Source organism: Psychrobacter urativorans (genome assembly GCF_001298525.1).
GTDB classification, from domain to species: domain Bacteria; phylum Pseudomonadota; class Gammaproteobacteria; order Pseudomonadales; family Moraxellaceae; genus Psychrobacter; species Psychrobacter urativorans_A.
In genome coordinates this window covers 958,209-982,455 of the sequence record NZ_CP012678.1, presented here as the reverse complement: position 1 = coordinate 982,455, position 24,247 = coordinate 958,209, and the positions used below count along the sequence as shown (strand labels likewise).

Genomic DNA, 24,247 nt, shown 5'->3' with positions numbered 1-24,247 from the left:
GAATAACTTCTAAGCCATGCATTCAAAATAATGATAACTATAAGAATAAATAAGGATAGCTCATGACGACGCAACAGTGGCTGATTATTGGACAAGGTGATATTGGTTTGCCGGTGACGAATATGCTTGCGCAACATAATTTGTCCGTCACCGGACTGGCGCGACGTGAACGTAGTCATTATGCGTTGGATGATAATGCACATTTTATGCAAGCGGATGCGCTTAAGCTGAGCGCAGAACAGCTGAAAGACTTTACCCGTATTGCTATTATTGTGACACCCGATGACTATTCGACCAGCGGTTATAACGACAGCTATTTAGCAATTTGTCAGCACTTAGCAACATTTGCAGATAAATTAATGAACCTTGAACGCATTATTTTTATCTCATCAACAGGTATTTATGGGCAAAATAATGGCGAATGGATTGATGAAAATACGCTGCCGATTATTCCCGAGCGTGATGCTTCCAAGATTATTTTACTAGCGGAACAGGCATTGCAACAAGGTTTTGGTAATAAGGCAATTATTATTCGTCCCAGTGGTATCTACGGACGCGAGCGGTTGATGCGCCTACGTAAAGCCCGCGAAGGACAAAAAGAGCCGATTGCTGCGGAAGATTGGAGTAACCGCATTATGGATAGCGATTTGGTTACCATTATCGCCAAGGTAATGACGATAGACGCGCCAAAATCTCTTTATATTGCAACTGATTATGCGCCAGTAACCACCTTTGAGCTGACCACTTGGCTGAGTAAAAAAGTCGGGGAGACGCTGCCAGAAGTAGATAACGAGAAAACCTCTGTTACGGGGAAACGCTTACATAGCAACATTCCGTTAGCTTGGCTCACTTATCCTGATTGGCAAGCCGGTTATCAGGATATTTTGCGACATCATGATGATGGTTAATAAAGGAGCTTAAATGACTCAGCAGACTTTTTTAGCTTTCGTTTTTATTTGATATTACTATTGTCCTGGAGACAGTATGACTCAGCCTTTTACTTCTGATAACCACTCAGCTCAAAAGCTATCGGGGCAAGGTAGGCGGGTAGAAGATAATGTTGAGCAGTTATCCCAGTTAGCTGATAATGCTCAACCTGCGATTGTGCATCCAAACTTTGACCCGCGCCAAACTGCGCTTGATCCAGCACGACCATTAACTGATATCCCAGAACCTGCACGGCGCGTTAATAGTCAACTGCGCCGTCTTTATGGGAGCGCTAAGGGTTTCTATCAGCCTAAAGAGGATGGCTTATCTAAGTGGAAGCTGGTGGCGTCAGAATCGTTTGCCGACTATTTAGGTTTTCTTACAGCGGCACAACTGATTTCTATTCCGGACAGCTTTTATCACAATCATAGCGAGCAGCCTTTGTTGGCGTCACTCGATACCATGACGTTGCTGGATATGGCAGATATTGGGCAGGTTATTCAAAAATATCCGCAGTTAACGCGCTATGGTTTTGCGACAGACCATTTGAATAATAAAAAAACTACCGATGTTAAGGCTAATGACACCTCTGTGTCTTTGCGAAGCATCATTAAACGCCACAATACTGATGAACTCTTAAATAGTATCTATGCCGATGATTGGCAAGTGATTTTACAGCCAGAGCAATTTGAATCGGGTGTCGGTAGCCTTGCGACTGACATTATGGCGTGTAGTGTGGCGCTGCATGTGCTTAAGCAATGTGCGACGCGTAAAAGTATTAATCGTAGTTATAGCGCCGAGCAAATTTGTCAGCATGTGCGCAGCTATGTGCTGAGCCAAGTATGTCGCACGCCAGCGCTACGTTATCAATATCGTCACATCCGACTGTTTGCCGGACACATTATCGTGGCAGCGCAACATTTGGGTTGGGAGTTGCAGATAGCGGACGATGGTCAGTGTTATTTTAATCTCTCCTCACGCTGTGGTCTGCTCACTCGCTACGCCAATATGCAAGATTATGCTATCAATGGTTGGTCAAGCTGACCAATAATGCGTACAATAATGCAAAAATTTTTCCCATAGGAATGCCTTATGCACACCCCATCATTTACCGCTCATGATTTTATTCAACTCGCCTTAGACAACCAAGTACTCAAGTTTGGTGAATTTGTACTGAAGTCGGGTCGAGTTAGCCCATATTTTTTTAATGCAGGCTTATTAGCAACGGGCGAGATGCTGTCGCTACTGGCGCGTGGTTATGCCGATGCGTTAGCGGAACAAATGCAAAAAGCTGGTGACAGCGATAAAGAACTGGTCATCTTTGGTGCTGCGTATAAAGGTATTCCATTTGTCGCGGCAACCGCCCAAGCATTATGGCTACATCATGGTATCAATGCTGAGTGGGGTTATAACCGTAAAGAAGTAAAAACTCACGGTGAAGGCGGTAATTTGGTTGGCGCTGATGTGAGCGGTAAAGCCGTTTGGATACTTGACGATGTCATTACTGCAGGTACGGCAATGCGCGAAGTGATTGAGATTTTAGAAGCCGCAGGCGCAAGCGTTGCCGGTATTCTCGTGGCATTAGACCGTAAAGAAAAAGGACAAGGCGAGCTTTCTGCCATTCAAGAACTGGTTGCCAATTTACAAGTGCCGGTAAGTGCGCTGGTTGATATGGATGACTTAATCGGTTATTTAGCTAGTGAACAAAGTGCCCATCAAGACGCCACCGAAATTGCCGACCAACTGGCAAAAATGCAGCATTATCGCACGCAGTATGGTGTATAAAGTACCGACTGTTTTTGCTTGATGATTCCTAATTATTTTAACTTCATTATTAATAACCACGGTACGCAAAACAACCACCTTTAAGTGAGCCGATCATGAGTCAAGCTGCCCCGTTAGCGTCAGATAATTCTGCAAATAGCCGTTCTTTAAAGATACTGGTCATCATGGATCCTATTGAAAAGATCAATTATTACAAGGATACTAGTCTGGCAATGATGTGGTCAGCGCAAGATCGTGGGCATACGCTGGGTTATTGTCAAATTCATGATTTGTGGCTCGATCGTGGTCAATTAATGATTGATGCGCATCCCGTGAATGTCAAACGTGATCCTGAAGACTTTTATACCTTAAGTGAAAAAATCACTTGTCCGGTGACCGATTATGATGTGATTTTAATGCGTAAAGACCCACCGTTTGATATGCGTTTTATTTATGCGACTTATTTATTAGACCATGCCAAGGCAGCAGGTGTGCTGGTGGTAAATGATCCAAGCGCAATCCGTGACTGTAATGAAAAGTTATTTGCTACGTGGTTCAGCGATTATATGAGCCCAACGATTGTCACCAGTAAGCAAGTACACATTCGTAAATTTATCGCTGAGCAGCAAGATGTGATTGTTAAACCGTTGGATGGTATGGGCGGTGCAGGCATTTTTCGTTTGACCGCTGACAGTCACAACATTGGGGTCACGCTTGAGATATTGACTGAGCTTGAGACCTTACCAATTATGGCGCAGCGCTATTTGCCTGAAATTAAAGATGGCGATAAGCGCGTTCTTATCGTTGATGGGGTGGTCATTGATTATTCATTAGCGCGTATTCCTACCAAAGGCGAAACTCGTGGTAATTTGGCGGCGGGCGGAAGCGGTGTAGCCATGCCATTGACCGATATTGAACGTCAAGTGGCAAACGTGGTCGCACCAATTGTTAAAGAAAAAGGCTTGATGTTCGTGGGACTTGATCTTATTGGCGGACGTATTACTGAAATTAATGTTACCAGTCCGACTTGCGTGCGTGAAATTGACGACCAATGCGGAACGGATATCGCCACTGACTTTATCAAAGCCGTAGAATCAAAATTTTAATTGATGACTAAAAGTGAGCTCGAAGTGGCTTAAGCGCTTAGGTCATAAAGCCCTGCTTAATAAAAAGGTTTAGGAATATAGAAAATCAAGATTTAGACGCTTAATTCGCTATAAAACGCTACATGTCACGCCTTGATTTCCTCTATACTATGCGGGCTTTACGGCAGGGCTTTTTATTGGACAAATGGTTCAAAAATGAGCATGGTAAAGCCACTGATTATTCATGAAAAAAGATAAGAAAGGCTAAGAGCAATGAAGACACCGCATATACTAATGATGGCTGCCGGAACAGGCGGGCATGTATTTCCAGCGCTAGCAGTCAGCGAATTGCTGGCTGAGCGTGGTGCGGTGATTCATTGGCTTGGCACAGCAAATGGGATGGAAAATCGCTTGGTTGCGCCAACTGATTATGCTTTTCATGCCATTGCCATGCAAGGCTTGCGTGGTAAAGGGGTCGGGCGTTTACTGAAGATGCCTATCACCTTATTAGCCGCGACTATGGCGGTTATCAAGATTATTCGTAGTAATAAAATTGATATGGTAGTGGGTTTTGGCGGTTATGTTAGCGCTCCTGGTGGTATCGCCGCGCGTATGACCGGCACACCGCTAATTATTCATGAGCAAAATGCCATTGCTGGCATGAGCAATCGTTATTTAGCCAAAATCGCTACTAAAGTCTTACAAGCTTTTGAAAATACTTTTGCCAATAGTGAGCTTGATTCAAAGTTAGAAACGGTGGGCAATCCAGTTCGCAATGCCATCACTGGCGTGGCGGCTCCAGCTGAGCGTTATGATATTAATGATGACTCGCCACTACGCTTATTGGTAGTGGGTGGCTCATTAGGCGCACAGGTGCTAAATAGTACACTGCCTAAGGCGCTAGCACTTATCAATACGCCTTTTGAGGTACGTCATCAATGTGGGCGTGATAATGAGACAGTGACGCAAGCGGCGTATGATGCTGAAGATTTGAGCGCTCATAAAACCATCGTGCAGCCTTTTATTACCGATATGGCAGCCGCTTATCAATGGGCGGATATTATTGTTTGCCGTGCTGGCGCGTTAACCGTAACTGAAATTCAAAATGTCGGCATCGCTGCGATTTTTGTGCCTTTACCAAGCGCGGTAGATGACCATCAAACGGCGAATGCGCGTACTTTGACAGAGCATGACGCTGCATTATTATTACCACAGCCTGAACTGACCCCTGAACGCTTAAGCGCTGAATTATCGGTGCTGAATCGCCAGATTTGTCTAGAAATGGCAGAAAAAGGTCATGCACTTGCCAATCGCAGCGCCAGTCAGCAAGTTGCTGATATTATTTGGCAAACCCTTGAGCAGTAATTTTGCTATTAGGATACACATCGTTTCACGTTACCACCCTATTTTTGCTCACCATATATACCGCATTTTATGATGCTTTAATAAAGAGAAACCTCTATGTCCACAACTGCTCCTGCCAATGACACCGCTGCTACGCTCAGCGATAAAGCATCGCCAACCCGTCTGATTGAAATACCAGAGATGCGCCGTATTCAGCATTTACATTTCGTTGGTATTGGTGGTTCTGGCATGTGCGGTATTGCTGAAGTCATGAGCAATCAAGGCTATAAAGTGAGTGGTTCAGATATCGCTGAAAGCCCTGTCACTAAGCGTTTACAAGACATTGGTATTGAGATATTTATTGGTCATGATTCTAAAAATATCGCGCAAACAGATGTATTGGTCGTGTCCTCTGCCATTGACCGCAGCAACCCTGAAATTACTGCGGCATTAAAAGCCCGACTGCCCGTAGTTCGCCGTGCCGATATGCTTGGTGAATTGATGCGTTATCGTCACGGTATTGCCGTGGCTGGCGCGCATGGTAAAACTACGACCACTAGCTTACTGACCACGATGCTTGCGGAAGGCGACCTTGATCCGACCTATGTGATTGGCGGTAAGCTGAATGCGTCAGGTAAAAATGCTGCGTTAGGTAGTAGCCGCTTTTTGGTTGCTGAAGCGGATGAATCTGATGCCTCATTTTTGACTTTACATCCGATGGCAGCGATTGTCACTAACATCGATCAAGACCATATGGAAACGTATGACAATAGTTTTGATAAATTAAAAGCTGCCTATATCCAGTTTTTACAAAACATGCCGTTTTATGGCTTAGCCGTCGTATGCGGTGACGATGCTGAATTGTATGCGATGATTGATGACATTGGGCGTCCGGTGCTTACGTTTGGTCTTGAGCCTTTCAACGATGTCCAAGCGATTGATGTGGTGGTTGAGGGCACTAAAACCCACTTTACCGTCTTGCGCCGTGACCGTGAACCGCTTCCTTTGACTTTGAATATTCCGGGCATTCATAATGTCTATAATGCGCTGGCAGCTATCACCATGGCAACCGATGAAGGTGTCGATGATGAAGCCATTAAGCGTGCGCTACATAAATTTGCGGGCGTTGGTCGTCGTTTTGAGCAGCATAAGCCTGTAGCCGTCGATGGTGGCGATATATTACTGATTGACGATTATGGTCATCATCCAAAAGAAGTGGATGCCACCATTAAAGCAGCACGCCAAAGCTTTCCTGAGCGTCGCTTAGTGATGCTGTTTCAGCCGCACCGTTATAGCCGTACGCGTGATTGCTTTGATGACTTTGTTGAAGTCTTATCGACAGTCGATGAGCTGTTATTATTGGATGTTTACTCAGCAGGAGAAAGCCCAATCGCAGGCGCAGATACCAAGACTTTAGCACGTAGTATCCGTTTGCGCGGTATGGTTGAGCCAACAATTATTGATAAAAATAATATTGCTCCGGTTATGCAGCGCTTACTAAAAGCCAATGATATGCTTTTGACCCAAGGCGCGGGTAATATTGGTCAAATTGCCATCGATTTGGCTGCCAATAATTTATATCTCAAATAAGTCTCAAGAAAATAATTCTGAAGAAAAATTTAGGAGCTGTCCTTATGACTATTAATAATAATCAAGAAAGTATAAATAACGTGGCACATGATGTAGATGCCAGTGTTTTTGGTAAAGTGGCTGTAGTCTATGGCGGCAGTAGTAATGAGCGTATTATCTCGTTAGATAGTGGTGCTGCTGTCTTAAAAGCATTACAAAGCCAAGGCGTTGATGCCATGCATTTTGATCCTAAAGATCAAGATATTACCGAACTGCGCAATTTTGATCGCGTCTTTAACGTCTTGCATGGTCGTGGCGGTGAAGATGGCGTATTGCAAGGCATGCTGCAATGGTTAAACATTCCACAAACAGGCTCAGGGGTTTTAGCCTCTGCGCTTGGCATGGATAAAGTGCGTACTAAGCAATTGTGGCAAGGTTGCGGTTTATCTACTGCGCCGTTCTCATTACTGACTGCGGATACTGATTGGCAGCAAGTGGTTAATACACTAGGATTACCGTTAATTATTAAACCTGTGCATGAAGGTTCTAGTATTGGTATGACTAAGGTCAATCATTTAGATGAGCTGCCTGCAGCTTATGCTACGGCGGTAGAATGTGGCGATGTGGTTATGGCAGAGCGTTGGATTACCGGTCGTGAATTCACCATTGTCATTATTGACGACGAGGCTTATCCCGTTATTCGTTTAGAGCCTGCTGACATCACTAATTTTTACGATTTTGAAGCCAAATATAATCGTAATGATACCTCTTATTATATTCCTTGTGGTCTAAGCGCCAGTGAAGAGACGCATTTACAAGCGTTAAGTCTGGCAGCATTCCGTGCGGTTGATGCGAAAGGTTGGGGACGTATCGACGCCATGCAGGACACCGATGGCAATTTTTGGTTGCTTGAAATTAATACCGTACCGGGTATGACCAGTCACAGCTTAGTGCCGATGGCAGCTAAAGCGCGTGGTATGGATTTTGAAGCGTTATGTTGGCATATTTTATCGCAAACGTTATAGCTAAAATTATATTTCAATAGCTTAAAAACTCAAATCAATAGCACTATAGCAATACCATTAATGTGTCGACAGTTGTGCTATAGCATATCTTAATGTAAACTTGCGTGAATTCGCTGGTTGCTGCTTGAGTTAAGCTATTGTTTATGATGAAAATACGTTAATATTGTAAGTACAAATCTAAATCGATACTATCCAGCCATTTTAGTGATTTAATCTGTTTTAGTGGCTATATATTTATTGTTAAGCCGTAACTGCTACTCTCAACTCATGAAATATAATAAAACATTAGTTGAGAGTAGTGAGGCTATATTAACGATATGATCATTATCGATTTTTCTGAATGATTAGTTTAGTGATTAGATAGTATTTATTACATATATACTCGTGTCAGTTACAGCAAAAATAAGGACGAATGCAATTATGGCTCAAACTGTCAACGAAGTTACTGACTTAATGAGTGATAAGAAAGATCGTCCGAAACGTAGCACGCGACTGCCACCTTCGGCTAAATATTTTTTTATGGCACTCGTGATTGGGCTGTTATTATTAATATTAGTGATGGGCGCTAAGGCATTACGTGATGCACCGCCTGCTGCGATAGAAGTCAGTCATCAAGGCTTAACAGCTATGCAATATGATGCGTTGCAACAAACGATGAACCAGCAGTCAGTCACCAGTTTTTTTACTACTGATTTACAGACGCTACGAGATATTGCGATTGATCTGTCTTGGGTAGACCAAATTAGTGTTACTCGAGATTGGCAACGAGGTATTGTGATCACCGCACTGCCCAAAAAAGCCGTTGCGAATTTTGGTACAGAACGCATGGTTGATGCTAAAGGCGTGGTATTTGTACCTGCTGATAGCGAGGAGCTGACGCAAGCGCAGTTTGCTACCTTACAAGGCGAAATTACGCAAGCACCTGTTATCATGCAGCAAATGCAACAAATTAATGAGTGGTATGCACCGCTTGGTATGCGGGTAGAAGACATTATTCTGTCCCCACGTATGACATGGCTGGTACGTTTTAGTAATGGTTTACGAGTCATTGTGGATAATGAAAATACCGCGCAAAAATTGCTTAGTTTAAGCCAATTGTTAGGCAACCAATTGAGCACGCGCCGTGATGAGATACAGTCTGTAGACTTACGTTATAAAAATGGCTTTAGTATCGCATGGCATATGAAAGAGCCATAAGCTGTAAAAAAGAGGGTGATTGCACCTTCTGCATTATCATTTAGATAGTGTTAGTTTAGAGCATTCTAGTTTATATAGATGACACTGCTGTATTTTAAGTTTTACATATCGTCTTTTGTTCGACCTTATATTTTTTAACTGTAAAACCTTTATTTGAATTTAGTATTCATTTTGATGATTTAATGGAGACGTCATTTAGTCTCCTGTTTAGCGATAATTTGCTTGGTACCATGAAAAATACTGAAAATCTAGTTGTTGTCCATATCAGTGCCACTGCAGTTTATGCGGTGATTGGCAGCGTTGTGTCTGCGAAAGATATCCGCATTATGGGCGTTGGACAAGTTAAAAACAGCGACTTTTATCAAGGTCAAATTAAACACCGAGAACGCTTGCAAGGCGCGATTAAACAAGCCATTCAAGAAGCTGAAGATACGGCTAACTGTCGCGTCCATAGTGTATGGTTGACGTTATCTACCCCTGAATTGCTGAGTAAAAACAGCACTGGTCACGTCGCAGTCGAAGAAGATATGGTGCGTACCAAAGATATGGTGCAAGCGCTATCTAACGCTAAGTCGCAAGATTTACCGTCCAATTATTATCTGATGCATTGCTGTCAGCAAGGCATTTATGTTGATGCTCAAGACACTATCGTTGATGATGCCATTGAGATGATTGCAGACGAAATCACGGTGATGTATCACATGATGATGATGCCAGTCGCCAGTCGCCAGAACCTGCAAAAGTTATTGCAAAGCTGTGATGTCGGTGTCGATCATGTCGTATTCGATGCGGTTACTAGCGCTGAATACAGTCTGATAGCAGAAGAACGCCAGCAGGGCGTTTGTTTAATAGACATCGGTGCCAGTACGACGAGCATCTGTGTTTATAAAGAGAATAAACTGGTCTTTACTCATTGTGTGGCAAGCGGTAGCCATGAAGTTACTATGGATATATCAGCCGATTTTGGCATTTCAATGATAGAAGCTGAAAAGCTTAAAAAATTGCATGGTACGGTTGATGTGCATAGCATAGACCCGAGTGCATTTTTTATATTTAGACCACAAGGTTCAGGCGATGAGATTAATGTCAGCGTTTATAAACTGGCGCAAATTATAGAAGCACGTTATGTCAGTATTTTTACTGAAGTCGTGCAACAACTGCATCAAGCGGGCCTAATAGGTTACATTGATCGTGGAATTGTGCTGACGGGTGGCGGTAGTGCCATCAAAGGTATGGTACCATTTGCAAAAAAACTACTAAAAATGCCGGTAGTATTGACCAATACTCATCCTCATATTAGTGCTTATAATCACTTTGACAATGAAGACTCATTTAAGCAGTTAAATGCCCATATTAATGACCGAGCTTATCATACGGCTTTCGGTACTTTACTGTATAGCCAAAGTGAACAGTTTCGGCATAGTGAGCAAAGTGAGACTGAGGCCATAGAAAAGCTGAAAGTTAAAAACGTTTTTCAAGGTGTCGGACAACGTTTTAGTAGTATGTTTAAAAAAATACTGTAGTAAGTTCGTTTAAAATAAAATTAGATATTTGCTAGATTAAAGCTGAAAACAGCTTATGTAAGTTGCACCCTCATTATTTGATTTGTATACATTTATATATAGTACGTCGATAGCACGCCATGCGAGTGCGTTATTACACATCGACCTTCATGCTATCTGCAACTGGAGAACCGTTTTTATGTCAAAATACACCATGCCAGATGATAATAAGCCCCAAACTAATGGTCAAGCCCGTTTTATAGTATTTGGGGTTGGCGGCGGCGGCGGTAATGCTGTTGAGCATATGGTACAACAAGGTATTAAAGGGGTAACGTTTGTCTGTGCCAACACTGATAAACAAGCCCTTGACCGTCTAACGACACCGCATAAATTGCAGCTTGGTGCAAAAAGTAACCGTGGTCTTGGAGCGGGTGCTAATCCAGAAGTAGGGCGTGAAGCCGCTGAAAGTGAAGAAGAGGCCATTCGCGCCTTACTTGAGCATTCAGATATGGTATTTATTACTGCTGGAATGGGTGGCGGTACGGGTACCGGTGCTGCGCCTGTCGTTGCTCGCATTGCTAAAGAGATGGAAGTATTGACCGTAGCAGTGGTCACCACACCATTTAAGTTTGAAGGTGGTAAGCGCATTAAAGCAGCTAAGGCTGGCATTGAGCAATTAACTAACTTCGTTGACTCCATTATCACTATCCCAAATGATAAGCTAATGAGTGTCTACGGCAATCTATCGATGCAAGATGCGTTCAAAAAAGCGGATGACGTATTGATGCATGCGGTACAAGGCATTGCGGAGACGATTGCGCGTTCAGGTTTGGTCAATATTGACTTTAACGATATTCGTACCGCGATGACTGCTAAAGGTCATGCGATGATGGGTATTGGTCGCGCCAGTGGCGATGATCGTGCGCGTGAAGCCACTGAAAAAGCAATTAAATCGCCGTTGCTTGATGATCTACGTCTAGAAAATGCGAAAGGTCTATTGGTTAACGTGATTTCTTCACAAAGCCTATCTCTTGATGAATTTAGTAAAATTAGTGAAATCGTTGAAGGTATTACCGATACCGATGAGGCTAATATTTTCTATGGTTCAGTGGTTGATGAAGATATGGGTGATGAGTTGCATGTTACCGTTATTGCAACTGGTCTGACGTTAGATGAATATGCAGGTCAAGAACCTAAAGTGCAAAATATTGTCCCTTCTGTGACTAGCACTCAGGCAGTTGACCCTAATTTGCATACCAGTGCCCTAAACAGTCAAAAACAGTCACAAAATCAATTGTATCAAGACAGTATTACACGCACAGCAATGATGCAAGAACAGCCACAAACCAAAACAAATAGTATTCAAGACTATCTTAAGCGCCAACAAAACAAGTAAATAAGCTCAAAGCTTTACTAAATTTTGACTGGGTATAAAATAATTAGTCTAAATAACTATCTTAAGCAATGACAAAAAAGCCAGCATTAATATGCTGGCTTTTTTGTATGTTATCACTGTAAATATGCCTAAAATGTATGTTTTACCTTGGTTTTAGAATGCATTTTATCGATTTTTTATGGTTTTAGAGGATTAACAATATCAAAGAAATTCTCATAATAAGTGTAATAAAACAAAGAAATGAGTAAATTAGGGGTTCTTAACTATAGCGAATAAGGGGCAGCAAATGGTACACTAGGACAATTGTAACAAGATATGTGAGAAAATAGCCATGAATCAACGAACTATAAACAGAGCGATAGCTATTACTGGTATTGGCTTGCATAGTGGCGAATCTGTTGACCTAGAGTTTCATCCGCAGCCTATCAATACGGGAGTCGTATTTGAGCGTTCCGATATTGTAGGCTGTGCGCCGATTCCTGCTAGTGCTTTTTTGGTACAAGATACCATGATGTCGTCCAATTTAGTGTTTGGTGGTACTCGTGTGGGTACGGTTGAGCATCTATTAAGTGCGATTGCCGGTCTTGGCGTTGATAATCTATTGATTCGAGTGTCTGCTGCCGAAATTCCTATTATGGATGGTAGTGCTGCACCATTTGTAGGATTATTACTACAAGCTGGCTTTTGTGAGCAAGAGAGTCCTAAAAAGTTTTTGAGAATTGTGCGTCCTGTACGCGTTAAAATCGATGATAAATGGGCAGAGTTACGTCCATATGACGGTTTTGAGTTAAATTTTGAAATTGATTTTGATCATCCTGCATTTAATAAAGACTATCAGCACGCCCAGCTGCGTTTTTCTACTCACAAATTTATTGAAGAATTGAGTGCTGCTCGTACTTTTGGTTTTTTACAGGATATTGAAACGCTCAGAAAAAATAATTTAGCGTTAGGTGGCAGTATGGATAATGCTATTGTCATTGATGAAACCAGAGTTCTCAACTCTGAAGGTTTGCGCTTTGCTGATGAATTTGTACGCCATAAAATTTTAGATGCGTTAGGCGATTTATACCTCATTGGCTATCCAATATTGGGTCGATTTAATGCCTATAAATCTGGTCATGCCTTAAATAATTTATTGGTACGTGAAATTTTATCAGATAAAAATAACTTTGAAATTGTAACTTTTGATGACAATGTAACTTGTCCTATCGAATATTTACCTTTGACACATCTAACTGTCGAGGGATGAATACACGAATATACACGATGTATCGCAACATTTACGTAAGATTACATAGAGTAGAGACCAATCGAAAGGCATTATCTTATTATCTATTTTTATATTATTAGAATCATTCTCTCAACCCTAGTCGCCACCAACGCTTCACTCAATAAAAAATCGTCTGATAGTTGAATCTATATAGTTGATTCAATTATCAGACGATTTTTTTATTTAGAAAATAATAAAAAATATGTCCTTTTAGTCAGTTTTTTCTTAATTATTTAACGTAACTTTACATTGTAAGACGAGGTTTTTTACTCATCTATTAAGCGCAATAGTGCATTTTTAAGATTTTTATCAGTGGTGACATGCTTTGCAGCCTGTGATATAGTCCGCTTTGTGTTTTGGCTAAGAACCTTATTTTCATTGGGTTTATGAGCTTTTAACAAGGTTGTTGGCAATGCTGATTGTTCACTAGGTGATGTATTTACAGCAGGATTTTTCACTACCACGATACGAATATGCTTGAGTTGTTGAAATGTAATAGACTGCTCTTTTAACACTTGTAGATAAGCGTTTTTTAAGTAGCGAATATGATTGGCGGCAGTCATTGAGCTGACACTGAGAGTGAGTTGCTCAGTCGTTAGACCGACAACCCAACAGCTATTAAGTATCTCATCCGGTAGACAATCTACCAGTAGTATTTTTATTTCATTGGTCGCCTGTGTATAAATACGCATATTATCAGCAAGGCTTCGCGGTAGTGCGCTACCAGCAAATGCCTGATGATCAATAAGCTGAGCGAGCCGATTAGGCTGTTTTTTTGACATCGTCATTACTCATCTAATAGGTGATGTTAAAGCGAATAGATGTAAAGCTGCTCAACATAGGATAAACAGCAAGCTCTTTACGAGGCGGATAGCTGGATTGGTAATAATGCCAAAGTTAACCTCTGTAGACGATAGAGTGCGCTGTTGAAACCAGAATTTTATCATGTTTGTTTAATGATTATATCTTCTAAATTAATTACTGCTTTGTCATGGATGACAGGCAATCTTGCATTAACAATAGGTAGTAAATTTATGAAAAAGGCTTTATTAATTTTGTCAGTATTGGGAATGGGGGTAGCACAAACGAGTGGTGCTGCTGTAAATAACATCTCAAATAGTACACTGACTTATACCAGAGCAAATATCTCTAATTCCTACGGTTCTTCGCAAAATATCTACAGCACCAGTAATGGCGCTCATGTGTCTAGCAATGACGAAATTAGTCAAGCTATCAGAGTTCTTAAACAAAAGGGTAGTGAGCTTGATACATTATCTCGTCGTTTATATTCTGAAAAAAAACAACAGTTTAAATCAGTTTTAGATCGTAATTCAGCCCCAGCTGTAGCAGCTGCGCGGGCATCAAGTGTGGCACTGTCTAGAAGTTCTGGTCGCTGTGCACGCTATGTCCGCCAAGCACTACAATCTGCCGGCTACGAATTTACGCCTAATCCTTCAGCCTATCAGTATGAAACACGCGGTACCCTTGCTAAAGCTGGTTTCACTAAGATTAGCAATGACATGCCTGCTCAAGTCGGTGATGTCGTAGTATTTGATCGCAGCTCAAAACATCCGCACGGTCATATTCAGATCTTTGATGGCTCAAATTGGATATCTGATTTCCGCCAAAATAGTATCAGTCCATATAGCAATATCTATGGCTATAGCACGTGGCGTGATTCACAATATGTGGACGACGCTTCTAACCGTGGTATCTATCTTGCTATGGCAGACAAATAATATCTGAAAAAGTAGGGGTTTATTAATAAACTCAACGCTTATTCTTAACTCAGTAATGCCATTGATAGCATTGCTGGGTTTTTTTATGCTTAAAATTAAGCTTAGCATTAGGGTTATAGTTGAAAACTGGCGTTAAATATTCTTATAATTTAATGCTGCTAACAGGTGCTATCTATTCAGTCCTTGTGGCTTGCCATTACTGTTTGATAATCAAAGGATGGCCAGTAAGAGCGTTGATGAAAGTCAGGCGGAGAAACATGAGCAGAAGCAAAATATAAAGCGATTTCACCGAATCGTAAAATGACACAAGGATGCAATTGTTCAATACCGACACTACTAGAGAAGCTATCATTAAAAAAGTAGCTGGGTAGTTGACTTATTGGCAAGCCAAAGCGCCGTTGGTAGCAATAACGGGGTTTGAAAGAATGAGTCTTTAAATTTACAGGTATAAGGCTTGAGGTATTCATTGGAGAAAGCTTCGACGTTAGCGGTGGCTCAATAATATTGTCAGACCAGTTGATATAAGCACGCGACTTTTTTTCTGTTTGCAATTTATTTATATACAATAAAGGCAGTGGTGGCAAAGAAGATTGGTTACGGTAACTTTTAAAGTGATAAAGCGCATAGCGCCCATTCGGACTGGCATTGATTTCTATGTACCTTGTGGCTTCATTAGAGTCAGTAGAACTGCCTGCTATAAAACACTCAAGACAGGTATCTTCCCATAAGTAGTCAGTAAAATGACACTGCGCTTGCTGCCAAGTTGACCAGCTTAATTGTGCTGCTAACTCTGCATAGGGTATTTGAATTTGATAAGTAAACCATAATTGCGGTTCTGGTTGCTGGATAATAGAAACGCTAACTTGAATATTGATATTTTGTAGGTGTGCGGGAGTGACATTTAATAGCTGAGCGTCAGTAGCTAGAGTATCAGTTGCTAAACGTAAATTAAAAATTTGACTCATAGTTGTCGTTCATTATGAATGGCAGTTAATAATGGGAAGAAGGGATTACTAATTAAATAATTATAGAGCTAATACTAATGGTCTGAACCGCAGAATGGGCAATATAAAAGCCGCGAGCACTTATGCATCGCGGCTTTTATACTTTGCACTGCTTAGTATGCAATGCAATATTTAAACTAATAAATACCAATTACTGTGCGTGACGTGACAAATTTGACAGTTTTGGGTTGGCATTAGGGTTTTTACGCAGTAACAATGCCATACGACCGATAGTATGAATGACTTGCGCTTTAGCATTTTTTGCAAGCTCAGTGGTGACAGTGTCACGCTCCTCTTTACTGCCAGCAGGTAGTTTTACTTTAATCAATTCGTGATCGGATAAAGCACGGTCGATCTCTTCCGTAATGGCAGGGGTGATACCCTTATTGCCAATCATCACCACAGCTGTGAGCTCGTGACCAATACCCTTTAGGCGTTTAAGTGTAGCGTTATCAAGTTCCATAAAATTCCTAAGCGTTGGTAAACATAAAAGTCAGGGTTAATAAGTGTATCATCATGATAGTGGCGATTAAAATGACTCTAATTAACAATAAAATTCGAACTCATTAAAATTTTTATCAGCACTATCAATAATCAGTTTCCGTCTTGCAGTAATCGGTGTCCGTCTTGCCTGAAATCAGCAGGATTTTGCACGATTTTACATGATGGAAATGTTAAACTGACTGTATTAGCATATTATAAACGCTACTGGCTTATAAAGCTGCTAAATCATTCATGTTAAAGTCAATTTAAACCACTGGCTTGTAGTTTTTACCATTAACCATATATATTAACGACATCACGTTAAATAATTGCTTTAACGTTGGTCATTACATGTTGCCAGTCACCCATTTATAAATTGCATAATAGTAGGAGAAGTTATTTTGGCCACGCGTATTAAAAATAAGAATTTGTCAAAAAGCAGTAGCGCTTGGATGAAAGAGCATATCGACGACCATTATGTAAAACAAGCGCAAAAAGACGGTTACCGCGCGCGTGCGGCTTATAAATTACTTGAGATTAATGATAAAACTAAACTCATTAGTAAAGGTATGACCGTGGTGGATTTGGGCAGTGCACCTGGTAGCTGGTCACAAGTAGCCGGTAAAATGGTGGGCGATAGCGGAATTTTGATTGCTTCTGATATTTTACCAATGGATAATCTGGAAAATGTCACTTTTATTCAGGGCGATTTTCGTGAAGCTGAGATTTTTGATAGCATCATGGCAGAAGTTGGTGATCAGCAAGTAGATGTGGTGTTGTCTGATATGGCACCCAATACTTCTGGCAACAGTGTGGTTGATCAGCCCAGAATGATGGATTTATGCGAGCTGGCGGTAGATTTTGCTTTGGCGACTTTACCAGAAGGTGGGGCACTGATTATGAAAGTATTTGAAGGGGCGGGCGCACAAGAATTGCGCAAGCAAATGCAGTCACAATTTAGTAAAGTGCGTAGTATTAAGCCTGATGCCTCGCGAGCACGCTCAAAAGAGATATTTTGGATAGCCATTAAATAGATAGACGATAGCTAAATGTGGCTACAAGGCATGACTACTATGATAACTTCTATAGTAAATACAATGAAATAAACTTGAGAATACTCAAAAACCGCTACAATTGTTAACTGAATAAACACGGGTCTTGCTTGAATTGTCAGAGTTAAAACCACATATAATGGTATATTAGCTTTGTTTAAAGCACTTTTTGTTTAAAGTACTTTATGATGAGAAATTGTTTCAGGCAAAGTCGTTTAAGAGTAAGCCATTTATTGAGATAAACATTTATCTTTATTTTACCAAATGAGATAAATATTTAATTGCCAATGAACCATAATCTCGAAGACGTCACGTGTTTAGTAAACACACCAATAAGTAAGGGATGGGAATAACTAGTGAGCGACATGGTAAAAAATACCTTATTGTGGCTGGTGGTAATCGGCGTTTTGGTGCTGGTATTTAGCGGCTTTGATAAATCTACAGAGCCCGATAACCTAAACTATTCTGAATTCGTGACCGCAGTGTCTGAAAATCAGGTAGCCAGTGTTGAAATTGACGGCGAGCAAATCACCGGCGAGAAAAAAAATGGCTCTGCGTTTGAGACCATTCGACCGGCCGTGATGGATGACCAGCTCATGCCATTGCTGCGTGAAAATAAAGTTGAAGTTCAAGGTACTGCGCCTAAACGTCAAAGTGTCTTAATGCAGCTATTGATTGCCAGTTTCCCAATCTTATTGATTATTGGTCTTTTCCTATTCTTCATGCGTAACATGCAAGGCGGCGCAGGTGGTAAAGGCGGCGGTCCGATGAGCTTTGGTAAGTCAAAAGCCAAAAGGCTCACTGAAGATCAAATCAAAGTGAACTTTGAAGATGTTGCTGGTTGTGAAGAAGCAAAAGAAGAAGTGGTAGAAGTGGTCGAGTTCTTACGCTCGCCGGATAGATTTACAAAACTTGGTGCGACGATTCCACGTGGTATCTTGATGGTGGGTCCGCCAGGTACAGGTAAAACGTTATTGGCAAAAGCCATTGCTGGTGAAGCTAAAGTACCGTTCTTTTCAATTTCAGGTTCTGACTTTGTTGAGATGTTCGTTGGTGTCGGTGCGTCACGCGTACGTGATATGTTCGAGCAAGCGAAGAAAAGTGCCCCTTGTATCATCTTTATTGACGAGATTGATGCAGTCGGTCGTCATCGTGGTTCCGGTATGGGCGGCGGTAATGATGAGCGTGAACAAACGCTAAACCAATTATTGGTTGAGATGGACGGTTTTGAAGGTAATGAAGGTGTTATTGTCATTGCTGCAACCAACCGTGCTGATGTTCTTGATAAGGCATTATTACGTCCGGGTCGTTTTGACCGTCAGGTACAAGTCGGTTTGCCAGATATTAAAGGGCGCGAACAGATTTTAAAAGTGCATCTTAAAAAACTACCCAATACCACCAGTGTTGATGCGCATTCATTGGCGCGTGGTACACCTGGATTTAGTGGTGCACAGCTTGCCAATCTTGTGAATGAAGCTGCATTATTCGCCGCTCGTCGTAACAAGCGAAGCGTCGATATGAATGACTTTGAAGATGCAAAAGACAAGCTCTATATGGGTCCTGAGCGTAAATCAATGGTGATACGTGAAGAAGAACGCCGTGCAACAGCCTATCACGAGTCGGGTCACGCCTTAGTAGCGGAGTTACTACCGGGTACGGATCCTGTGCATAAGGTCACCATTATGCCACGCGGTTTTGCGCTTGGCGTCACTTGGCAGCTGCCTGAGCATGATCAGACCAGTTTGTATAAATCAAAAATGCTGAGTGATATTGCTATTTTATTTGGCGGTCGAATTGCTGAAGAAGTGTTTATCAATCAAATGTCAACAGGTGCATCAAATGACTTTGAACGTGCGACTAAAATGGCACGTGCAATGGTCACTAAATATGGCATGTCAGACGCGCTAGGCATCATGGTCTACGAAGATGACGATAGCTCGCAAGGCTATTTCGGTGGCGGTGGGCGTACGATATCTGAAGCCACTCAGCAAAAGGTAGATGAAGAAGTCCGCCGGATGTTAGAGGAACAATATGATATCGCTCGTGAACTGATTGAAGCCAATCACGATAAAATGCATGCGATGGTTGATGCGTTGATGAAATGGGAAACGATTGATCGAGATCAGTTGCAGGATATTTTAGCGGGTGAAGCACCACGTCCGCCTAGAGTTTATCAGCATACAGAAGTAAACTTATCGAAAAATGATGTGAATACCTCTGGTTCAACGCCGCCACCTTTACCTGCGATGTAAAATCAGAAAATCATATCATGATTAATAAAAAGCCCTTTTACGTAAAAGGGCTTTTTTATTGACACTATTTTAGGACAGCATAAGGTTTACTGGTATGATGAGTTCAGGAAGCCTTAAACTGTTCGTTATAATTTTTTTGATGCTGGATGATTTATGTCATTATTTAACCCATTACCTGCTTATACCGTCACCAGTCGCGGCAAAACATTGGATTTATCTCAGCCCCATATCATGGGCATTTTAAATGTGACGCCAGACTCGTTTTCTGATGGGGGAGCGTTTAATGGTATTGATACGGCTGTTGCTCATTGCCAAGAAATGCTGGAGGCAGGCGCAACTATTATTGATATCGGTGGTGAATCTACGCGCCCAAATGCTGAAGCAGTTAGCACTAGCGAAGAGATTGAACGTGTGATTCCAGTAGTTAAGGCGATTCGGAAACAGTATGGTGATGGCGTTTGGTTGTCTATTGATACCAGTAACCCTATGGTTATGCAAGCAGCATTTAATGAAGGTGCTGATATCTGGAATGACGTTCGTGCGTTAAAACGTGAGGGTGCCGAAGACATGGCAGCCAAGCTCGATATTCCAGTAATGTTGATGCACATGCGTGGTGAGCCCACAACCATGAATAACCTTGCACACTATAACGATGTTATCAGTGAGGTAAGCACTGAATTAAAGTCGCGTATTGCTGAGGTAATCAGTCTTGGCGTTAAACGTGAAAAGATAATTATCGATCCTGGATTTGGTTTTGCGAAGAATTATGAACATCACTGCGCCTTACTTACTCAGCTTAATAGCTTGCAAGCGCTTGGTTTCCCAGTTCTGTTTGGTATCTCACGTAAGCGTTTTTTGGCAGAAGTGCTCAAAAAAAGTGGGGTTACAGCAGTAGCAGAGACTCAGGCGACGGCACGAGATGCAGCTGGTACTGCCGCTGGAATTTTTGCATTGCAACAAGGCGCTAGTATTATTCGCACTCATAATGTGGCGATGATGCAGCAAGCAGTTGCATTGTGGTGTCAGTTATCGGATTACAATAAGTACAATACTCAATAGTAAGCATTAATAGCCAGCAGCATACTCACTCTTTATTCTAATTTAAATCTAACGTTAAATAATGAGACTACTTTTATGACAACAACCAACTCAGCTATGCAAACTCAGCCAGAACCAACCAATGAGCAACGCCGTATTATTTATCAAGCACGGCGCGGTCTAAAAGAATTGGACTTTTATATTGATCCCTACGTGAAAGAGCTATATCTAACCGCAATACCGGCTGAGCAAGAAACCTTTGCACAAATGCTTACGCATGAAGATCCAGACTTACTTGATTATTTTACCAATCAGCGTCAGCCTGAAGACGAAGCAATTTGGGCACTGGTTAATAAAATTAAAAACTGGCGTCATTCTAAAGACAGTTAGCCATCATTTAGTGGACATTGGCATTGTCGCTAAAATCAGGATAATAGTATTATTTGCCTGTTCAGGTGTTTGGAAAGAATATGACTGTGATAAAAATATGATAGTGATAAAAATATGGCTCATGGAAAGTCTTTACGTATTGATGCATCAATAAAGCCGTCTAGCTATTTACGTACGTGGTTATATGTCAGCTTGACGAGTGTGTTCGTGCTATTGGCGTGGCTTGCAGAATTATCATTATGGCAATATGTATTGATACTGGTTGTCAGTGCAGCAGTGCTGAGCTATTTAGCATTAACGCGTCCAATATTACTACATTTAAGTCAGCCGCCACTTGCTCAGCGTGTGGATCAAAATTGGCAAGCACTGATGCGTACGCAACGCGGTGATGCGCTATGGCAAGCTAATTTATATAAGATGCATCGTTATCACTTATGCATACATTTTGAGTTTATTGTCATTGAGCCTTACCAGCGCCCTTTATCAGTGACTGTATTTCGTGACCAAGTGACTGCTGATGAATGGCGAGCATTAAATATCTTAGCCAATGTTGTTCCGATAACAGCAAATTAAATACATGACGGCTTATAAGCGTTTTATTACTAACACTGATTTATCTTATATACGCTAACGAAGCTCTACATGCTATAACAAAACACCTATCTAAGCACTGAAAGAGATTTGTTATATTGGTTGAGGATTTGTGCGATATTGATTTATAAGAATATTAATAATAAAAGGACAATATTATGAGCTTATTAGGGAATTTAGTGTCACAAGTGGCGCGCAGTGCTATTGATCCAGAAGACCATCAACGCAATCCTATTAATCAGCGCATTACGCCGCGTCGTACGGGTGGACTTGGCGATATTTTAGGTGGCGTATTAACCGGAAATCGCAATCAACCCCGTGATTATAATCCGCAGCAATACGACCGTCAGTCAGATAATCATTTTGGTTTAGAAGATATCTTGGGTAGTCTGGTCGGTGGCAATAAACAAGGTAACGCTAGTACTAGCTCTGGTGGATTAGGTGATATTTTAGGCAGTGTCTTGGGTGGTCAGCGTAACGGAGGCAGCATTGGTGGTAAAGGAATGCTCGTTGCGGCACTTATGCCCATGGTATTGAGCTGGATTCAGCGTAATGGTGGTCTTAGTGGCGCACTCTCAAAAATAACCGGCATGGGTTATGATCATCAAGCGCGATCGTGGATGAGCAATCATGAATTAAATGATAATCTTGATCCGAATGATATCAATCGCTTATTTGATGAAAATGAAATTCAACAAGTGGCAGCGCATACTGGCGCTAACGATATGGAAGTACGTCAAGGGCTGGCAGAATTGCTACCTGAAGTCATGAATCAATTGACCCCATATGGTAACTTGGATAATGAATCAGAGGCTAATCAAGAAATTGATCAAATTATTAGTCAGCTGTCTAATCGTTTGAGCGCCCTAAAAAAATAAGATAGTTTTAATTTAATGGAATTATGCTATAAAAAAAGAGCACGTTTATTAACGCGCTCTTTTTTTATGTGATATTAGCTATGCATTGAAAAAAATATCAGTTTTATGCGCTATATTAATTCTTTCGACTTTTTAAATAAATATGTTAAAAATAGTGAACATTAATACAGGTTTTTTATAGCTATAATATGATGGCTAGATATTAATATGATTGTAAATTCATGACGGGCTGTATGTTATGAGTTAAGTTTATAAGGAAATTTATTTATGCCATTTAAACCTATTCCTGCCGCTATTGCTCTTGTAGTCGGTTTGATAATTTGGTTTGTTATTCCCGTTCCCACTGGCGTGACACCAGAAGCTTGGCATATGCTTGCCCTATTTATTGCGACCATAGTGGCTATTATTGGTAAAGTATTGCCCATTGGCGCGCTTGCTATTATTGCAGTGACATTGGTGGCGGTCACAGGGGTCACCAATGAGAGTCCCCAAGCAGCAATAAGTGACGCCTTATCAAGTTATTCCAGTCCATTAATTTGGTTAATTGGTATCGCGGTAATGATTTCACGAGGCTTAATAAAAACAGGTTTGGGTCGGCGTATTGCTTATTACTTTATCACTATCTTCGGTAAAAAAACCATTGGCGTTGCTTATTCATTGACTGCTGCTGAGCTGATCATTGCGCCTATTACCCCATCGAATACTGCCCGAGGTGGCGGTATTATTCACCCGATTATGAAGTCGATTGCCCAAAGCTTTCATTCTACGCCAGAAGAGGGCACCCAAAAGAAGATTGGTCGTTATTTAGCGATGGTCAATTATCATGCTAACCCGATTACTTCTGGTATGTTTATCACTGCCACTGCTCCGAATCCTTTAGTCGTAGATTTGGTGAATAAAGCCACGGGTAGTGAGATTCAGTTATCGTGGACGACATGGGCAGTGGCGATGTTTATCCCAGGGATGCTATGCCTATTATTGATGCCATTGGTTATTTATTTGATTTATCCTCCTGAAGTAAAAGCCACCCCCGATGCGAAAGCCTTTGCTCAAGAGAATTTGGCAGAAATGGGTCAGGTGAGCCGCGATGAAAAAATAATGCTTGGAGTATTTGCCTTGATGTTGTTTCTATGGGCGAACATACCAGAACTTCTCTTTGGTGCACGCTTTGGCGTTGATGCGACAACGACCGCTTTTATAGGTCTGACGACATTAATATTGACCGGTGTACTGACTTGGGAAGATGTACTCAAGGAAAAGTCCGCTTGGGATACCATTATTTGGTTTGGTGCGCTGATTATGATGGCATCTTATCTGAATAAACTGGGTTTAGTCGGCTGGTTTTCAAGCAATATTGAAACGATGATTGGTGTAACAGGTGTCGGTTGGATAGGCGCAGTCGTAATTTTAACCTTGGTCTATCTCTATATTCATTACTTTTTTGCCAGTACCACCGCCCATATTACCGCGCTATTTGCTGCCTTTTATGCCGTAGGGTTAAGTTTAGGCGCACCACCAATGTTGTATGCACTGATACTTGCGGCGGCAGGTAATATTATGATGACGCTGACGCATTATGCGACTGGTACAGCACCAGTTATCTTTAACTCCAACTATGTGACACTTGGTGAATGGTGGATTATAGGGGCGATAATGAGTGTGGTGAATTTAGTCGTGTGGATAGGCGCAGGTCTTATTTGGTGGAAGCTACTCGGCTATTATTAATGATATAAAAGTATCC

22 protein-coding genes are annotated in these 24,247 nt (G+C 41.5%); 19 read left to right on the top strand and 3 right to left on the bottom strand.

Going from position 1 to position 24,247, the window contains the following annotated elements:
- Positions 1-62 precede the first annotated feature (62 nt).
- The 11 genes from AOC03_RS04275 to lpxC all read left to right on the top strand — a co-directional run bounded on the left by AOC03_RS04275 (position 63) and on the right by lpxC (position 13,058).
- Positions 63-908: an NAD-dependent epimerase/dehydratase family protein gene (locus AOC03_RS04275; RefSeq protein ID WP_062533750.1), complete on the top strand. Its 846-nt coding sequence runs from the start codon at positions 63-65 to the stop codon at positions 906-908.
- Between the two features lie 76 nt (positions 909-984).
- Positions 985-1,971: a hypothetical protein gene (locus tag AOC03_RS04270; protein ID WP_062533749.1), complete on the top strand. Its 987-nt coding sequence runs from the start codon at positions 985-987 to the stop codon at positions 1,969-1,971.
- A 48-nt stretch (positions 1,972-2,019) separates the two neighbouring features.
- The gene (gene pyrE / locus AOC03_RS04265) at positions 2,020-2,712 is read left to right on the top strand and encodes an orotate phosphoribosyltransferase (RefSeq protein WP_062533748.1); all 693 of its coding nucleotides are present in this window, start codon (positions 2,020-2,022) and stop codon (positions 2,710-2,712) included.
- 95 nt (positions 2,713-2,807) lie between these two features.
- On the top strand, positions 2,808-3,797 hold the full coding sequence (gshB, locus tag AOC03_RS04260; protein WP_062533747.1) for a glutathione synthase: 990 nt from the start codon (positions 2,808-2,810) through the stop codon (positions 3,795-3,797).
- 252 nt (positions 3,798-4,049) lie between these two features.
- Complete coding sequence (murG, locus tag AOC03_RS04255; protein WP_062533746.1) at positions 4,050-5,141, top strand: undecaprenyldiphospho-muramoylpentapeptide beta-N-acetylglucosaminyltransferase; 1,092 nt, start codon at positions 4,050-4,052, stop codon at positions 5,139-5,141.
- Between the two features lie 96 nt (positions 5,142-5,237).
- Positions 5,238-6,710, top strand: a complete 1,473-nt coding sequence (gene murC, locus AOC03_RS04250; RefSeq protein ID WP_062533745.1) for a UDP-N-acetylmuramate--L-alanine ligase — start codon at positions 5,238-5,240, stop codon at positions 6,708-6,710.
- A gap of 44 nt (positions 6,711-6,754) precedes the next feature.
- A complete protein-coding gene (locus tag AOC03_RS04245) occupies positions 6,755-7,714 on the top strand; it encodes a D-alanine--D-alanine ligase (protein ID WP_062533744.1) in 960 nt (319 codons plus the stop codon).
- Positions 7,715-8,134: 420 nt separating this feature from the next.
- Positions 8,135-8,911, top strand: coding sequence for a cell division protein FtsQ/DivIB (locus tag AOC03_RS04240; RefSeq protein ID WP_062533743.1), 777 nt, complete (start codon positions 8,135-8,137; stop codon positions 8,909-8,911).
- Positions 8,912-9,141: 230 nt separating this feature from the next.
- On the top strand, positions 9,142-10,434 hold the full coding sequence (gene ftsA, locus AOC03_RS04235) for a cell division protein FtsA (protein ID WP_204247925.1): 1,293 nt from the start codon (positions 9,142-9,144) through the stop codon (positions 10,432-10,434).
- A 178-nt stretch (positions 10,435-10,612) separates the two neighbouring features.
- The gene (ftsZ, locus tag AOC03_RS04230; RefSeq protein ID WP_062533741.1) at positions 10,613-11,809 is read left to right on the top strand and encodes a cell division protein FtsZ; all 1,197 of its coding nucleotides are present in this window, start codon (positions 10,613-10,615) and stop codon (positions 11,807-11,809) included.
- A 331-nt stretch (positions 11,810-12,140) separates the two neighbouring features.
- Complete coding sequence (gene lpxC / locus AOC03_RS04225; RefSeq protein WP_062533740.1) at positions 12,141-13,058, top strand: UDP-3-O-acyl-N-acetylglucosamine deacetylase; 918 nt, start codon at positions 12,141-12,143, stop codon at positions 13,056-13,058.
- A 287-nt stretch (positions 13,059-13,345) separates the two neighbouring features.
- On the opposite strand, the gene AOC03_RS04220 is transcribed toward lpxC, so the two are convergent.
- On the bottom strand, positions 13,346-13,861 hold the full coding sequence (locus tag AOC03_RS04220) for a hypothetical protein (protein ID WP_062533739.1): 516 nt from the start codon (positions 13,859-13,861) through the stop codon (positions 13,346-13,348).
- 252 nt (positions 13,862-14,113) lie between these two features.
- Here AOC03_RS04220 and AOC03_RS04215 point away from each other — a divergent pair, with 252 nt between their 5' ends.
- On the top strand, positions 14,114-14,818 hold the full coding sequence (locus tag AOC03_RS04215; RefSeq protein WP_062533738.1) for a CHAP domain-containing protein: 705 nt from the start codon (positions 14,114-14,116) through the stop codon (positions 14,816-14,818).
- A gap of 176 nt (positions 14,819-14,994) precedes the next feature.
- On the opposite strand, the gene AOC03_RS04210 is transcribed toward AOC03_RS04215, so the two are convergent.
- Positions 14,995-15,783: a hypothetical protein gene (locus AOC03_RS04210; protein WP_062533737.1), complete on the bottom strand. Its 789-nt coding sequence runs from the start codon at positions 15,781-15,783 to the stop codon at positions 14,995-14,997.
- 190 nt (positions 15,784-15,973) lie between these two features.
- A complete protein-coding gene (locus AOC03_RS04205) occupies positions 15,974-16,285 on the bottom strand; it encodes a YhbY family RNA-binding protein (protein WP_062533736.1) in 312 nt (103 codons plus the stop codon).
- Positions 16,286-16,706: 421 nt separating this feature from the next.
- On the opposite strand from AOC03_RS04205, the gene AOC03_RS04200 reads away from it, so the two are divergent.
- From AOC03_RS04200 to AOC03_RS04170, 7 genes are all read left to right on the top strand, one after another.
- Positions 16,707-17,339, top strand: a complete 633-nt coding sequence (locus AOC03_RS04200; RefSeq protein WP_062533735.1) for an RlmE family RNA methyltransferase — start codon at positions 16,707-16,709, stop codon at positions 17,337-17,339.
- A gap of 374 nt (positions 17,340-17,713) precedes the next feature.
- Positions 17,714-19,609, top strand: coding sequence for an ATP-dependent zinc metalloprotease FtsH (gene ftsH, locus AOC03_RS04195; RefSeq protein WP_062533734.1), 1,896 nt, complete (start codon positions 17,714-17,716; stop codon positions 19,607-19,609).
- A gap of 153 nt (positions 19,610-19,762) precedes the next feature.
- Positions 19,763-20,668: a dihydropteroate synthase gene (gene folP / locus AOC03_RS04190; RefSeq protein ID WP_062533733.1), complete on the top strand. Its 906-nt coding sequence runs from the start codon at positions 19,763-19,765 to the stop codon at positions 20,666-20,668.
- A gap of 75 nt (positions 20,669-20,743) precedes the next feature.
- A complete protein-coding gene (locus AOC03_RS04185) occupies positions 20,744-21,037 on the top strand; it encodes a succinate dehydrogenase assembly factor 2 (protein WP_084785766.1) in 294 nt (97 codons plus the stop codon).
- A 114-nt stretch (positions 21,038-21,151) separates the two neighbouring features.
- Positions 21,152-21,610, top strand: a complete 459-nt coding sequence (locus AOC03_RS04180) for a hypothetical protein (RefSeq protein ID WP_062533732.1) — start codon at positions 21,152-21,154, stop codon at positions 21,608-21,610.
- Between the two features lie 176 nt (positions 21,611-21,786).
- Positions 21,787-22,506 (top strand): YidB family protein, encoded by a 720-nt coding sequence (locus AOC03_RS04175; RefSeq protein ID WP_062533731.1) that lies wholly within the window; start codon positions 21,787-21,789, stop codon positions 22,504-22,506.
- Between the two features lie 267 nt (positions 22,507-22,773).
- Positions 22,774-24,231 (top strand): anion permease, encoded by a 1,458-nt coding sequence (locus tag AOC03_RS04170; protein WP_062533730.1) that lies wholly within the window; start codon positions 22,774-22,776, stop codon positions 24,229-24,231.
- The last annotated feature ends 16 nt before the right edge of the window (positions 24,232-24,247 follow it).